At 71.4% G+C, this 13416-nt stretch carries 14 protein-coding genes; 7 read left to right on the plus strand and 7 right to left on the minus strand.

Features of this window, described 5'->3' with window-relative positions:
* Window positions 1-25: 25 nt before the first annotated feature.
* Complete coding sequence (locus H9622_RS08565; RefSeq protein ID WP_191765970.1) at window positions 26-454, minus strand: VOC family protein; 429 nt, start codon at window positions 452-454, stop codon at window positions 26-28.
* 129 nt (window positions 455-583) lie between these two features.
* On the opposite strand from H9622_RS08565, the gene H9622_RS08570 reads away from it, so the two are divergent.
* The 6 genes from H9622_RS08570 to H9622_RS08595 all read left to right on the plus strand — a co-directional run bounded on the left by H9622_RS08570 (window position 584) and on the right by H9622_RS08595 (window position 8266).
* Window positions 584-1330, plus strand: a complete 747-nt coding sequence (locus H9622_RS08570) for a formylglycine-generating enzyme family protein (protein WP_191765971.1) — start codon at window positions 584-586, stop codon at window positions 1328-1330.
* A 72-nt stretch (window positions 1331-1402) separates the two neighbouring features.
* Window positions 1403-2635 (plus strand): acyl-CoA dehydrogenase family protein, encoded by a 1233-nt coding sequence (locus H9622_RS08575; protein ID WP_191765972.1) that lies wholly within the window; start codon window positions 1403-1405, stop codon window positions 2633-2635.
* Between the two features lie 62 nt (window positions 2636-2697).
* A complete protein-coding gene (locus tag H9622_RS08580) occupies window positions 2698-3852 on the plus strand; it encodes an AI-2E family transporter (RefSeq protein WP_191765973.1) in 1155 nt (384 codons plus the stop codon).
* Between the two features lie 111 nt (window positions 3853-3963).
* Window positions 3964-4245: a hypothetical protein gene (locus H9622_RS08585; RefSeq protein ID WP_191765974.1), complete on the plus strand. Its 282-nt coding sequence runs from the start codon at window positions 3964-3966 to the stop codon at window positions 4243-4245.
* Between the two features lie 46 nt (window positions 4246-4291).
* Window positions 4292-7180, plus strand: a complete 2889-nt coding sequence (locus H9622_RS08590; protein ID WP_225221833.1) for a helix-turn-helix transcriptional regulator — start codon at window positions 4292-4294, stop codon at window positions 7178-7180.
* 39 nt (window positions 7181-7219) lie between these two features.
* The gene (locus tag H9622_RS08595; RefSeq protein WP_191765975.1) at window positions 7220-8266 is read left to right on the plus strand and encodes an ATP-dependent DNA ligase; all 1047 of its coding nucleotides are present in this window, start codon (window positions 7220-7222) and stop codon (window positions 8264-8266) included.
* 57 nt (window positions 8267-8323) lie between these two features.
* On the opposite strand, the gene ligD is transcribed toward H9622_RS08595, so the two are convergent.
* From ligD to H9622_RS08625, 6 genes are all read right to left on the minus strand, one after another.
* Entirely contained in the window at window positions 8324-9355 is a 1032-nt protein-coding gene (gene ligD, locus H9622_RS08600; protein ID WP_191765976.1) for a non-homologous end-joining DNA ligase, read from the minus strand.
* A 166-nt stretch (window positions 9356-9521) separates the two neighbouring features.
* Window positions 9522-10118 (minus strand): dihydrofolate reductase family protein, encoded by a 597-nt coding sequence (locus H9622_RS08605; RefSeq protein WP_191765977.1) that lies wholly within the window; start codon window positions 10116-10118, stop codon window positions 9522-9524.
* A gap of 1 nt (window position 10119) precedes the next feature.
* Window positions 10120-10596, minus strand: a complete 477-nt coding sequence (locus H9622_RS08610) for an SRPBCC family protein (RefSeq protein ID WP_191765978.1) — start codon at window positions 10594-10596, stop codon at window positions 10120-10122.
* Window positions 10593-10970, minus strand: a complete 378-nt coding sequence (locus H9622_RS08615; RefSeq protein WP_191765979.1) for an ArsR/SmtB family transcription factor — start codon at window positions 10968-10970, stop codon at window positions 10593-10595. Before H9622_RS08615 ends, H9622_RS08610 begins: the two co-directional genes overlap by 4 nt.
* Before the next feature lie 188 nt (window positions 10971-11158).
* Window positions 11159-12208: an SseB family protein gene (locus H9622_RS08620; RefSeq protein WP_191765980.1), complete on the minus strand. Its 1050-nt coding sequence runs from the start codon at window positions 12206-12208 to the stop codon at window positions 11159-11161.
* A 65-nt stretch (window positions 12209-12273) separates the two neighbouring features.
* On the minus strand, window positions 12274-12690 hold the full coding sequence (locus tag H9622_RS08625) for a hypothetical protein (RefSeq protein WP_191765981.1): 417 nt from the start codon (window positions 12688-12690) through the stop codon (window positions 12274-12276).
* A 68-nt stretch (window positions 12691-12758) separates the two neighbouring features.
* Between H9622_RS08625 and H9622_RS08630 the strand changes: the two genes are divergently transcribed.
* Window positions 12759-13367 (plus strand): MerR family transcriptional regulator, encoded by a 609-nt coding sequence (locus H9622_RS08630; RefSeq protein WP_191765982.1) that lies wholly within the window; start codon window positions 12759-12761, stop codon window positions 13365-13367.
* Window positions 13368-13416: the final 49 nt, after the last annotated feature.

A 13416-nucleotide genomic window follows, 5' to 3' on the forward strand; every position in this document is an offset into this window, starting at 1 on the left:
TCGCATCCTGAGTCGTTGACGGGCCCTACTGCAGGCAGAACTCGTTGCCGTCGGGATCGCGCAGCTGGTAGTACAGCTCCGGCCACGGCCCCCAGTCCTGGTCGACGAGCCGGACGACCTCCGCGCCGAGAGCGACGAGGCGATCCTTCTCTGCCTCGAGCTCGTCGCGCGACGGCGAGCGCCCGGGCGTCGCGCTGATGTCGAGATGCAGCCGGTTGCGGCCCTGCTTCGGGCCGGATGCGTGGTGGAAGAACAGCCGCGGCCCGACGCCGTCGGGGTCTTCGGCGACGCCGCGGGCCGCGAGGTCGGCCTCGGTCAGACCCGCGTCGAGCAGCTCGCTCTTGAGAGGCTCGCCCCACTCGACCGGCGGATAGCCGAACACTCCCGACCAGAACCGCGCCAGCCGGGGCGGGTCGTCGGCGTAGAACGTGATGTTCCCGAGCTTCGAGGGCATGGCACTCCTCCATCCACGACGTCGTCGTCAGCGGCTATACGGTACGGCCGAGCACCGACATCGCAGCGGTCCTAGGCTCGGGAGCGTGAACAGCCCGGGACCCCGCACCCTCCACGCGCCGGCGGCGTCGTGACCGACCTCGAGCTCGCCCGCATCACCGGCGGCTCGGTGACCCTGCACGACGCGCGGACCAGGACGCGGCGCACGGTCGAACTTGAGCCCTTCGAGATCGGCGTCTACCCGGTCACGCAGGAACAGCTCGCCGAGATCGTCGGAGAGGCTGCTGCTCGTCATCCGCGCCGCCCCGCGGTCGACGTGACCTGGCTGCGCGCCATCCGTTTCTGCAACGCCGCGTCGGAGTGGGAGGGCCTCGACCCGGCGTATTCCTTCGACGGCGAGGACGTCACGTGGCACGTCGACTCCGACGGCTACCGGCTGCCGACAGAGGCGGAGTGGGAGTTCGCGTGCCGCGCGGGCTCGACGGGCGCCCACTACGGACCGCTCGCCGAGGTCGCCTGGACCAGCGCCGACGGGGTCACCGCCCCTCAGGACGTCGGCGGCAAGCTGCCCAACCTCAACGGGCTCTTCGACACCCTCGGCAACGTGTGGGAGTGGTGCTGGGACCTACTCGATCCCGCACGCTACGACGCCTACCGGGTGTTCCGCGGCGGCGGGTTCGCCGACGACGCCTGGAGCGTGCGCGCCTCGACGCGGCGCGGCGGGGCGCCCCGTATGCACCACGACGACGTCGGGATGCGCATCGCACGCGGCGGTTTCGATGGACGGGATTCCGCACAGGGCTGGTCCGCGGCGGCCGACGCCGAGCGCGCCGCGATCGACGGCCCGCTGCCGCCTGGCTGGACGCCTCGGCGCTGACCGACCGAGACGGACGCGGTGGGACTGAGTACTATGTGACTTGACATTGAGTTCCACCAAGAGGAGTCCGTCGTGACCGAGTTCCAGCCCCGCCCCGGCCAGAGCACCGCCGGCTACGACGTCACACGGCGCCTCGGCACCGATTACTACCAGGTGTTCGCCGACATCCCCGCCGAGGACCGCGCGGTGTGGGAGCGCGCGCAGGCCTACGTCGACGAGGTCGGCACCCGCATGCAGGACGCGTGGGATGCCGCGGACTACCCCCTCGACATCGCGATGCGCCTCGGCGAACTCGATCTCCTCAACGACGGCATCGTGCACCCGGAGCTCACCCGCTTCTCGCCGCTCGCGGCCGGCCTGGTCAACATGGAGGTGTCGCGGGGCGACGGCTCGCTCGGCACGGTGATCGCCGTCCAGGGCGGCCTCGCACTGCGCGTACTCGCGCTGTTCGGCAGCCCGGAGCAGCAGGACCGCTGGCTGAAGCCCGTCGCGCGCGGCCAGGTTCCCGCCTCCTTCGCGCTCACCGAACCCGACCACGGCTCGGACTCCGTGTCGCTCGAGACCGTCGCCCGCCGCGACGGCGACGAGTGGGTGATCGACGGCGCGAAGAAGTGGATCGGCAACGGCGCATCCGGCGGCATCACGTTCGTGTGGGCGCGCGTCGACGACCCCGAGGCGCCCGAGCACGGCGCCGTCCGCTGCTTCCTCGTCGAGCAGGAGACGGCCGGGTACACCGGCACCGTGATCGGCGGCAAGGCGTCGCTGCGCGGCATCCATCAAGCCCTGATCACTCTGGATGGGGTTCGCGTCCCCCTCGACGCGGCGCTGCCGGGCACGAGGAGCTTCAAGGATGCCTCGACCGTGCTGTACTCGACGCGTTCGGGCGTCGCATGGTCGGCTCTCGGGCACGCGACCGCCTGCTACGAGGCGGCGCTGTCGTACGCGCAGCAGCGGGTGCAGTTCGGCAAGCCGCTGGCGAAGTTCCAGATGGTCCAGGAGCGCCTCGCGCAGATGCTCGAGGAGCTGACCGCGATGCAGCTGTACTGCCGGCACCTCGCCGACCTCGAAGCGTCCGGCGGACTGCGGCCGACGCAGGCCTCGCTCGCGAAGTACCACAACACGCGCGCGGCGCGGCGGATCGCGGCGACCGCGCGCGACCTGCTCGGCGGCAACGGCATCCTGCTCGAGAACGGCGTGATGCAGCACATGACCGACATCGAGGCCATCCACACGTACGAGGGCACCGAGAGCGTGCAGGCGCTGCTGATCGGGCGCGACATCACCGGCATGAGCGCGTTCGCCTAGCAAACACCGCCTCCCCCGGCAAGGCGCCCGAGCGGCGCGGCAGTCGCCCCTAGCCTCGGCCCATGGGCTTCTTCCGCAGCACCCCGCAGACCGTGCGCCTGGAATCACAGGACGCCGAGCTGAGGGCGACGCGCGCGCCGTGGAGCCTCTGGGCCGACGGGTTCGGCAAGCTCGCGATCCGCGCATTGCAGATCATCCTCGTCGTGGCGGTGGCCGCGGGGGTCGTCTTCGTGATCCAGTCGCTCACGCTCGTCACGATCCCGCTGGTGATCGCGCTCATCCTCGCGTGCGCGTTCAACCCGGTGATGAGCTGGATGCGGCGGCGCGGTCTCCCGTCGATTCTGGCCACCCTCCTCACGCTGCTCGCGATCGTCGTCATCCTCGGGCTCCTCGGCTGGCTCATCGTGTGGGCGGTGCGCGACCAGTGGGACGAGCTGTACACGCAGGCGCAAGCCGGCTTCGACGACCTGCTCGCATGGCTCCAGACCCTGCCGTTCGACTTCCTGCAGCCCGAGCAGCTCGACGAGTGGGTCGCGACGCTCACCGACTTCGTCACCAGCGCGCAGTTCGGCTCGGGCGCGCTCGCGGGCGTCGGCGCGGTCGCCAACTTCGTCACCGGCTTCGTGCTGATGGTCACGATCCTGTTCTTCTTCCTGAAGGACGGCCCGCAGATGTGGGAGTTCCTGCTGCGCCCGTTCCGCGGCGAGAACTACGTGCGCGCGCGCCGCATCGGCGACAAGACCACCACGGTCCTCGGCTCGTACGTGCGCGGCACCGCGACGGTCGCGGCGGTCGATGCGATCGGCATCCTGATCGGCCTCCTGATCCTTCAGGTGCCGCTCGCCGTACCGCTCGCGGTGCTCGTGTTCCTCCTCGCGTTCATCCCGATCGTCGGCGCGACGGTGGCCGGCATCCTGGCCGCGCTCGTCGCGCTCGTCGCCAACGGCTGGGTCAATGCGCTCTTCGTCGTCGGCGTGGTGGTGCTGGTCAACCAGCTCGAGGGGAACTTCCTGCAGCCGTTCCTCATGGGCCGGTCGATGAAGCTGCACGCGTTCGTCATCCTCGTGGCGTTGACCGTCGGCGCGGTGCTCGGGGGCATCGTCGGCGCGGTCCTCGCGGTGCCGATCGCCGCGGCGGCGTGGGGCGTCATCCAGGTCTGGGACGGACCCGGCCTCCCGGCCCGCTGGGCACGGCCGAAGCATCCGATCGAGGCCTGATCCGGACGCCCCGCGCCGCGAAGATAGGGCATCCGCCCGATTGGCGACCCACCCCTTAGGGAGCACAGTCGAACCTGCACCCACCCGCCACCACGGCGAACAGGAGACGACATGGATGCTTCGACCTTCACCGCCTACCGCCTCGAGCAGCTGCGCGCCGCCGACCTCGACCGCGAGCACGCGCTGCTCGTCTCGCACCGCGAGCACGGCGGCGTGACCGCCACGCGCCGCAGCCGACGCCGTCTCTGGCCGTTCCGTCGCCGGTCGGTCGCCGTCACGCCGGGTGTCGCCGCGCCGCTGGCCGTCACCCCGGGTGCCGCCGCGCGGGCCGCGCGCGCCGGAGCGCCGGCGTGCGATCCCGCTTCGCTCGCCCTGGCGGGGCCGTCGTCGTGACCGGCGCCCCCTCCTCCGCACCCGCAGGAGGTGCGAGCATATGAGCATGGCCGCACTCGCCTCGAGCCCGCGCATGATCGGACGGCGGGCCGAGCTCGACACCCTCCTCGACGCGTTCGACGAGGGGCGCACCGGGCACCCCCGCACCGTGATCGTGCGCGGCGAGGCGGGCATCGGCAAGACGCGGCTCGTACAGGAGTTCCTCACGGCGGCCGCGCTCCGCCGCGACGGCGACGCGCCGCTCGTTGTCGCGATCGGCCAATGCGTCGACCTCGGTCCGATCGGTGCCCCGTTCGGCCCGATCCGGCGCGTGCTGCGCGACCTGCACACCGCCGTGGGCACCGAGGCGCTGCGTGCCGCGGCCGGATCTCCCGCGGTGATCGCGACGCTCGCCGCACTCGTGCCCGGCATCGCCGACGACGCGGTGGGCGGCGACCAGCGGCCGGGCGAGTTCGCCGAAGCCATCGAAGTGCTGCTGGAATCCCTGTCCGCCGATCGGCACGTGGTCGTCGTGATCGAGGATCTGCAGTGGGCGGATGCTGCGACCCTGGCACTGCTCAAGACGCTGGCCAGCACCCTCCGCGGCCGGCACCTGACGATCGCGGCGACCTATCGATCCGATGACATCGACCGCTTCCATCCGCTGCGGCCCGTGCTCGCCGAGCTCGATCGCACACGCGCGATCATCCGCATCGAGATCGGCCGGCTGAGCCCCGACGAGGTCGCCGAGCAGGTCGCCCAGCTCGCCGCCGACGCGCGCGACGTAGAGGCGCTCGCGGAGCGCAGCGGCGGCATCCCGTTCCTCGTCGAGGAGCTCGTCGACCTCGGCGACCGCGGACTGCCCGACACACTGCGCGAACTCGTCCTCGCACGCTACTCGCGCCTGAGCGACGAGGGCCAGGAGACCGTGCGCGCCATGGCCGCGGGCGGGATGCACACCGACCACGACGTGCTGGTCGCGGTGTCGGCGCTCGACGACCACGCGCTCGACCTCGCCGTGCGCGAGGCGATCGACGCGCGGGTCGTGCTCGCGGACGGCGCCGGGTACGCGTTCCGGCACGCCCTGACGCAGGAGGCCGTGCACGCCGAGATGCTGCCCAGCGAGCGCGTGCGCGTGCACCGCCGCTACGCCGAGTTCCTCGCATCCGACCGCCGGGACTCCCCCGACGCGATCTCGGCGATCGCCGAGCACTGGCTGGCTGCGCGCGATCTCACGGCCGCCTTCGACGCGACCGTCGCGGCGCTCGCCCACTCGCAGACCGGCTTCTCGCCCGCGACCTCCGCGAAGCTGGCTGAGCGTCTCACCGAGCTGTGGGATCAGGTTCCGGATGCCGCGACCCGCGCCGGCACGACGCTGCCGCAGCTGCATCTCGAAGCCGCGCAGGCGTGGCACGATCTGGGCGACACCGAGCGCGCCCTGCGGTCGGCGAACGAGGGTCTGGCGGTGTGCCCCGACGATCCGCTCACCCGGGCCGGACTGCTGCGCCAGCGGTTCGTCGAGGTGTACAACACCGAGCATCGCAACCGGCGCGACGACCTCCTCGCGGCGATCGCTCTGCTCGAGGAGTCGGAGGACCCTCGCGCCCGCGTACTGCTGTCGCGCATCCTGTCGAACCTCGCCATCGGCGAGCACGGCGAGGAGGCCGCCGAGCACGCGGCCCGCGCGATCGGCATCGCCGAGGAGGCCGGCGATGCGGCCGCACTGGCGGTCGCCCTGACCATCGAGTCGTGGCGCATCGCCGACGATGACGACGATCCGCCGCGCGCGCTCGAACCGATCGAGCGGGCAGCGGCGCTCACGCTCGACCCCGCGCTGCGCGCGTACGTCGCCGTCGCCCACGTCGATCTGCTGCAGCGGCTCGGCCGCTACGACGAGGCAGTGCGGCTCGGACAGCTGCACCACGCCGACGCGGTGCGCGCCGGCATCGAGCGCGGCTCGGGCACGTCGATCGCCTTCTCGCTCGCGCGCGCCCTCTTCTCCGTCGGCCGCCCGGACGAAGGGCTCACCTTCGCCCGGCGCGCGCACCGGCTGTCGGAGCGCGGCTCGCGGGGGTCGGTGCTGCGCCTCATCGCCATGCACTACGCGTGGAACGACGAGGCCGGCGTCCGCACGGCGCTCATCGCCTCGGAACGGGCGACGATCGAGGAATCGGTGCGCGCCAACCCCGAGAAGCACGGATCGTGGGCGATCGACCGCGCCGACGCTTCGCTGACGCGTCCCGGAGGCGGTGTGCCACGGCTCCCGGGCGACGACGAGCTGCTCGATGACGTGCTCACGGTGGCGCAGCAGGCCTCGTCTCCGCAGATCGGTCGATATGCGGCGCTGACAGCCTCGATGATGCTGGCGTCGAGCGACGGCGGCTCTGCCGACGATGAACGCCGCACCCGGCTGCGGGCGGTGACCGACACCTGGCCGCAGCGCGGGGCGGCGCCGGCTTTCGCCGCGTTCGTCCGAGCGATGGTGACCATGTCGTCCGGCGCCCCGGCTGCGGAGCGCATCGCCGCCTGGCGTGCCCTCGACTCCGACCTGCTCCCGATCTGGCACCGGCACATCGCGAGCCTCGGCCTCGCCGATGCGCTGATCGACAGCGGCGGCCGGGACGAGGCCGCGGCCATCCTCGAGCGCGTGCGGGACGAGGCATCCGTCCACGGCACTGCCCGCGTCGCGCGCTGGGCGGCCGACCTGGCGGAGCAGGCCGGGCTCTGGGCGGGCTCGGCGGGCTCGGCGATCGGCGACTCGACGATCGCGGCGCTCACGCCCCGCGAACGACAGGTCCTCGAGCTGGTCGCCGAGGGGCTGACGAACCCTCAGATCGGGCGCCGGCTCTACATCAGCCCGAAGACGGCGTCGGTGCACGTGTCGGCGATCCTCGCGAAGATCGGGGCGTCGAACCGCGCGGAGGCCGCGGCGCTGTTCGCGGCATCCGGCATCTGAGCCTGTCTCACGTCCGACCCGCACGGCAGGATGGGCTCCATGCCGTACGACATCCCCGCGCCGATGCTCGCGAAGTCCGTGCCCTCCGTGCCCGACCCGGCCAAGACCCCGGGCGGACTGAGCTTCGAACCGAAGTGGGACGGCTTCCGTGCGCTGGTGTCGTGGGACGGCGAGAACGTCGAGATCGGCTCGCGCGGGGCGAAACCGCTGACCCGCTACTTCCCCGAGCTCGTCGAGGCCTTCGCGCGCCTCTTGCCCGAGCCGTGCCTCGTGGACGGCGAGATTGTCGTGCCCAAGGGCGAGCCCGGAGCGCAGCGGCTCGACTGGGAGTCGCTGACCCAGCGCATTCACCCCGCGGCCTCCCGGGTAAACATGCTCGCCGAGACGACGCCGGCGATGTTCATCGCGTTCGACCTGCTCGCGCGCGGCGATCGCGATCTCCAGCCCGAGCCGTTCGAGGTGCGGCGTGCCGAGCTCGTCGACCTGCTCGGTGGTGTGCCGCACCCCGTGCACGTGACCCGCACGACCGACGATCCCGCTGTCGCGGAGCGCTGGCTGGCGGAGTTCGAGGGTGCCGGGCTCGACGGGGTCGTCGCCAAGCCGCTCGGCGAGCCGTACGCGCCCAACAAGCGCACGATGTTCAAGATCAAGCACGCGCGCACCGCCGACGTCGTGGCACTGGGGTACCGCATCCACAAGTCGGGCGTCGGCGTGGGTTCGCTGCTGGTCGGACTGTACAGCGACGACGGCACGCTCTACCCCGTCGGCGGCGTGGCCGCCTGGAGCAACGCCCGCCGACTCGAGCTCATCGACGAGCTCGCGCCGCTCGTCGAGCGCGATGAGAGCGGAGCCGCCCTCAAGGGCGAGGGCGAGAAGTCGCGGTTCTCCGCGCCCGATCGCGACTCGTCGTTCGTACACCTGCGTCCCGAGCGCGTGCTCGAGGTGCGCTACGACCAGCTCGAGGGCTGGCGCTTCCGTCACACCGTGCAGTTCGAGCGCTGGCGACCCGACCGTGATCCCGAATCGTGCACGTACGACCAGCTGGAGTCCGTCTCGGCGTACGACCTCGGCGACGTCCTCGACTGACCCGCGCGTAACGAGCGAGGCGAGACGAAACGCCCCGACCCGCGAAGAAGCTCCGCGTCAGTCCCAGTTCTCGGGGTTCTTGCGGCTCGGCTGCACTCGCGGGGGCTCGCCGGGCATCTTCGGGAAGTCGGGTGGGAAGGGAAGCTCGCCGAGCCCGTCGTCGAGGTCGCGCTGCCACCACTCGAGAAGCGTGTCGATGCGGCCCGGTTTCGCGAGCAGGTCGGCCCACGGGTCGCCGACCTCGGCCAGGCGCCCGGGAACCGAGCGCACCGTGAACGACGACGGGTCGACACCCGCCTCCAGCTCCTCCCACGTCACCGGCGTCGACACCGTCGCAGCGGGCAGAGCGCGCGGACTGTAGGCGCCGGCCATCGTACGGTCGCGGTTCGCCTGGTTGAAGTCGATGAAGATGCGTTCGCCGCGCTCTTCCTTCCACCAGTTCATCGTGACCTTGTCGGGCATGCGCCGCTCGAGTTCGCGCCCGGCCGCGATCACCGCGTGCCGCACGTCGAGGAACTCCCACTCCGGCTCGATCGGGCAGAAGACATGGATGCCGCGGTTGCCGCTCGTCTTGAGGAATGGCGTGAGGCCTGCCTCGGTCAGCACCTCGCGCAGCGCGGGAGCGACAGCCGCGGCATCCGCGAAATCCGTTCCCGGCTGAGGATCGAGGTCGATGCGCAGCTCGACGGGGTTGTCTGTGTCGGCCGTCAGCGACGCCCACGGGTGGAACACGATCGTGTTCATCTGCACCGCCCAGACGGCCGCCGCGATCTCGGTGAGGATGAGCTGCGGATGCCGCCGCCCGCTGTTGTACGTGACGGTCTGCGCCTGGACGAACGCCGGTGCGCCCTTGGGCGGGTTCTTCGAGTAGAACTTCTCGCCCCCGACGCCCTCGGGGAACCGCTCGAGAGAGACCGGCCGGTCTCCGTTCGCGGCGAGGAAGGGCTGCGCGACCGCGAGCAGATACTCGGCAAGCTCGTGCTTGGTGATGCCGAGCTCGGGCCAGATCACGCGGTTCGGGCTGGACAGCCCCACCTCGCGGTCGCCGTCGGGCCCGGGAATGGTCAGGGTGATGCGCTCCGACGCCATGCCTCGACCCTAGGCGCGGGGCGCGACATCCCGCACCCCTCGTCGGGATCCGACGGCGGGCCACAGGCCGCCGTGCGCAGAATCGGAGATCATCCGAGACACACGGGGGACGGATGCCTCGACCCGGCGTGGCGCCGACGATCTCCGATGTTGCGTCGCGGACGGGTCACTTCTCGACGGGGAACACCATGTGCGTCACCCGCGCGCTCGGGATCACCGTGGTCGGATCGCCGAGCCGGACCGCGGCCGGATCGACGCCTTCGAAGTAGCGGTGCCCGGTGCCCAGCACGACCGGCACGAGGTCGACGGCGACCTCGTCGACGAGCCCGGCCGCGAGCGCCTGCCCCGCGATGGTCCCGGCGGCGAGGGCGACCGTCCGGTCCCCGGCGATCTCCTGCGCACGCGCGACGGCGGCCTGGATGCCCTCGGTCACGAAGTGGGCGTTGCCGGTTCGGGAGTGAGCCCAGTCGGTCGGCGCCGCGTGCGTCAACACCACGAATGGCACGCCGAGCGGATGCTCCCCACTCCAGCCGTCGGTGATGTCGAAGAGCAGGCGCCCGACCACGAGGCATCCGATCTGCCTCACCCACTCGCGCCAGTAATCGGCACTGGCCTGGGTCAGGTGGAACGAGGCCGGTTCGCTCGCCGTGAGCACCTCGACGTCGCCCGCTTCGTACCAGTCGAAGAGGCGGCCGGGGTCGTTGTTCTCGTGGGCGACGAAGCCGTCGAGCGACATCGACGCCGAGCAGACGACCTTGCCCATCTCAGACGCCCGCCGCCAGCATCCGGTCGAGCTTCTCGTAGCCTTCGCGCATGCCGCGTTCCATGCCCTCGGCCACCATGTTCTCGAGCACCTCGATGGTAGAGAACACACTGTGGTCGACCAGCCGCGAGCGGCCGTCCAGCAAAGCCTCGAACCGGATCGCGTCCATGCTCACCTCGTCGGGCCAGCCCTCGTACTCGAAGGTCTGGATGATCAGCTCGTTCTCCCGGGTGGTGTGGAACACTCCGCGGAAGGCGTACTCGCCCCGCGCGTCGCGCTGCACGAACCGGTAGCCGCCGCCGCTGCGGAAGTCCCAGTGGGTCACCTCGGTGCGCTCCTCGCCCGGGCCGATCCACTGGGCGAACAGCGCAGGATCGGCATGCGCGCGGAACAGCGCCTCGACGGGCGCGTCGAACTCGCGGGTGATGTCGGCGTACGACGTGCCCGGGACCGCGTCGATGGTCAGCGGATTGCTCATGATTCCTTCTCCTTCGTGCGGGTGGTTCTCCTGCGAGGGGTCTGAGCGGATGCCGCGGCCGCGAGCACGGCATCGAGACGCCGGTACGCACGCTCGGCGTCGAGTCGATAGCGGTCGATCCAGGCGGTGAGGCGTTCGAGCGCGGCGGCGTCGAGGTGCACCGGCTTGCGCTGGGCCTCGCGCGTTCGCCACACCAGACCGGCGTCTTCGAGCACGGTGATGTGCTTCGACACCGCCTGCAGCGAGATGTCGAACGGCTCGGCGAGCTCCCCCAGCGTCGCGGAGCCACGGCTGAGCCGGGCGACGATCGCACGACGGACCGGATCCGCCAGCGCGGCGAACGCCCGATCCAGCGCGGCATCCTGCTCGATCATCAACCGACTCCTTTATCAACCACTTAATTGATAACAAGGTATGTCGGACCGAAGGCCGCGTCAAGACCCCGTCGTGCGCAACATCGGAGATCATCCGCGACACGCGGGGGACGGATGCCGCGCCCCGGCGCGCCGCCAGAGATCTCCGACGTTGCGCCCGTCGGTCTCAGGCGGGCGGCGTAGTCCCGTCAGGCAGCGGTGGCGAAGACCGGTGCGAGCTCGTCGCGCGACAGGCGGATCCACGGGCCGGCCGGATCGACGATCACGCCCGCGAGGCCCTCATCGCCGAGCGCGGCCGCGAGCTGGGCGGCGGTCACCGGAGCAGCCTGGTCGCCACGGCCCATGACGGCCACCTCGACGGGGTGCGAGTACACCTCGAGGTAGCGGGATCCGTCTTCGGCACGCCCCTCCGCGATGCCGGGGCGCCCGTCGTCGAGCTTGCCCACGGCCACCCACAGCGGCGCCCTGGCGAGCGCCTGCGCCACCGCGGCGGCCGTCTCGGGGGTGCGTTCGGCTGCCAGGAGCGTCTTGATCGCGAGCTTCTCGTCGACCTTCTCGAGGAGCTTCTTGAGCAGGTCCTTCGGCAGCACGGCCCGCGCGGGGGCAGAGGACTGGTCGAGGACGAGACCCTCATAGGGCCCGGCGAGCACATGCTTGACGACCGACAGCACCGGCTGCCCGAGGGCGGAGGTGTCGGCGTCACCGTCGGCGCGCACGCTCGCCTGCAGCGCGGCGCCGCTCGAGTACGCCAGCGCGAAGTTGCGGTCGCCCACCTTCACCATTGCGAGCGGGAGCTCCTTCCCCTCGGCGAGCAGGGCACGGGCGTCGCCCTTGATGCGCAGGAAGAGGTGACCCTGCAGGCACTGCCGCGCCACGTCGAGGAGGGCCTGCGGCGCCGTGCCGTCGGCGAGCCGCGCCAGCGCTTCCCGCACGAGCACGTTGTCCTGAAGCCCGGGAACGGTCTCGGTCGCGCGCGGCGCGACCTTGGTGGCCGCACGCCCGGTCTTGCGAGGCTGGAGTTGCGGCTTGGCCGGCGGGGGCGCGGACGCGCCGAGTCCGCCGTAGGAAGACACCGAGATGGAGACGGATGCCGCGGCCGCCGCATCAGCGGCCTCGGACGTCACGTCGGGGGCGTCGGTGCTCGTCCCGGCGCTCGCGCTGTCGACCGCCTCTTCGGGCGCGGCATCGTCAGCCGGCGTTTCGGAGGAGTCTTTGGATCGGCGCGAGAACAGGGCCATGGTCCGAGCCTAACCCGGGCACGAGAACGCCGACCTGGGCTGTCCCCAGGCCGGCGTCCCCACGATCAGCCGAGAGCGGCCACCCCGGCGGCGATGACCGCGACGCCGACGGCGAGCAGCGACGCCGCCAGCACCACCACGCCCACCCAGAGCAGGGCGATCGCCCGGCCGGGGCGCTCGGGCTCGCGACCCAGGACCGAGAGGAAGAAGCCCGCCGGGATGAGAATCGCTCCGGCGAGCACCCCCACCCCGGCCCACCGCCAGCCGGGTGCGGCGCCCGACGCCGACAGCAGCAGGATGCACACAAGCCCGAGGAGGACGAGCACACCGGCGTGGGCGTGACCCGCCCGGAAGAACGCCTTCTGCAATCCATTGAAGGGCAGACCGCCGGTCGCGATACGCAGCAGGAAGGTGCCGCCCGACATGATTCCGATGACCGTGAGGATGGTGGCGCCGCTGACGATGGTGATGATCGGGTCCATTCCGACCTCCTTGGATAGTTCGACTCTCCAATATTAGATAGCTATAGTATCCACCACAAGGGGGCGATGTGAAGATCTCAGAACTGGCGGAGCGCAGCGGAGTGCCGGTGGCGACCGTGAAGTACTACATCCGTGAAGGGATGCTGCCTCGCGGGGTCGTGTCGTCGGCCACCCGTGCCGAGTACGACGACGACCACCTCGCACGGCTGAAGCTCATCGCCGCGCTGGCCGACGTGCGCGGCCTGCCCCTCGCCCGGGTGCGCGACATCCTCGCCCTCGTCGACGACCCTGGCCCTGACGCCCTGACCACCCTCGGTCGGGCCGTGAGCGCCCTACCTCCCTACGTCGGTGCCGACCGCGTCGACCACCCGCGCGCCCGCGCGGCGATCGACGACCTCGGCTTGACGTACGACGGCGACTTCACCGCGGTGGCGCAGCTGGAGGAGGCCCTCGGCGCGCTCGAAGACGCCGGCCTCGCCGCCGACCCCCAGACGCTGCGGAGGTATGGCGACGCCATGCGGACCGTCGCTGCCGAGGAGATCGCGCCCATGTCCGCCATGAGCCTTGACGAGGCCGTGTCCTACGCGGTCCTCGGCACCGCGCTCTATGAACCGGTCATGCTCGCGCTGCGGCGCCTCGCCCACCACCACCTGCTCGCAACCCGCACCGAGCCCTGAGCGCACGGGGCGCGCACGCCCGCGGGGCGCCCGAGCCTGCGATCGACAT

The organism is Microbacterium gallinarum (assembly GCF_014837165.1).
Classification (GTDB): domain Bacteria; phylum Actinomycetota; class Actinomycetes; order Actinomycetales; family Microbacteriaceae; genus Microbacterium; species Microbacterium gallinarum.

Bases quoted from the DNA above. Each gene is read 5' to 3' on its own strand.
- H9622_RS08565 (WP_191765970.1), bottom strand. From the start codon at position 454: ATGCCCTCGAAGCTCGGGAACATCACGTTCTACGCCGACGACCCGCCC.
- H9622_RS08580 (WP_191765973.1), top strand. From the start codon at position 2,698: ATGGGCTTCTTCCGCAGCACCCCGCAGACCGTGCGCCTGGAATCACAG.
- H9622_RS08585 (WP_191765974.1), top strand. From the start codon at position 3,964: ATGGATGCTTCGACCTTCACCGCCTACCGCCTCGAGCAGCTGCGCGCC.
- H9622_RS08590 (WP_225221833.1), top strand. From the start codon at position 4,292: ATGGCCGCACTCGCCTCGAGCCCGCGCATGATCGGACGGCGGGCCGAG.
- H9622_RS08595 (WP_191765975.1), top strand. From the start codon at position 7,220: ATGCCGTACGACATCCCCGCGCCGATGCTCGCGAAGTCCGTGCCCTCC.
- ligD (WP_191765976.1), bottom strand. From the start codon at position 9,355: ATGGCGTCGGAGCGCATCACCCTGACCATTCCCGGGCCCGACGGCGAC.
- H9622_RS08605 (WP_191765977.1), bottom strand. From the start codon at position 10,118: ATGGGCAAGGTCGTCTGCTCGGCGTCGATGTCGCTCGACGGCTTCGTC.
- H9622_RS08610 (WP_191765978.1), bottom strand. From the start codon at position 10,596: ATGAGCAATCCGCTGACCATCGACGCGGTCCCGGGCACGTCGTACGCC.
- H9622_RS08615 (WP_191765979.1), bottom strand. From the start codon at position 10,970: ATGATCGAGCAGGATGCCGCGCTGGATCGGGCGTTCGCCGCGCTGGCG.
- H9622_RS08620 (WP_191765980.1), bottom strand. From the start codon at position 12,208: ATGGCCCTGTTCTCGCGCCGATCCAAAGACTCCTCCGAAACGCCGGCT.
- H9622_RS08625 (WP_191765981.1), bottom strand. From the start codon at position 12,690: ATGGACCCGATCATCACCATCGTCAGCGGCGCCACCATCCTCACGGTC.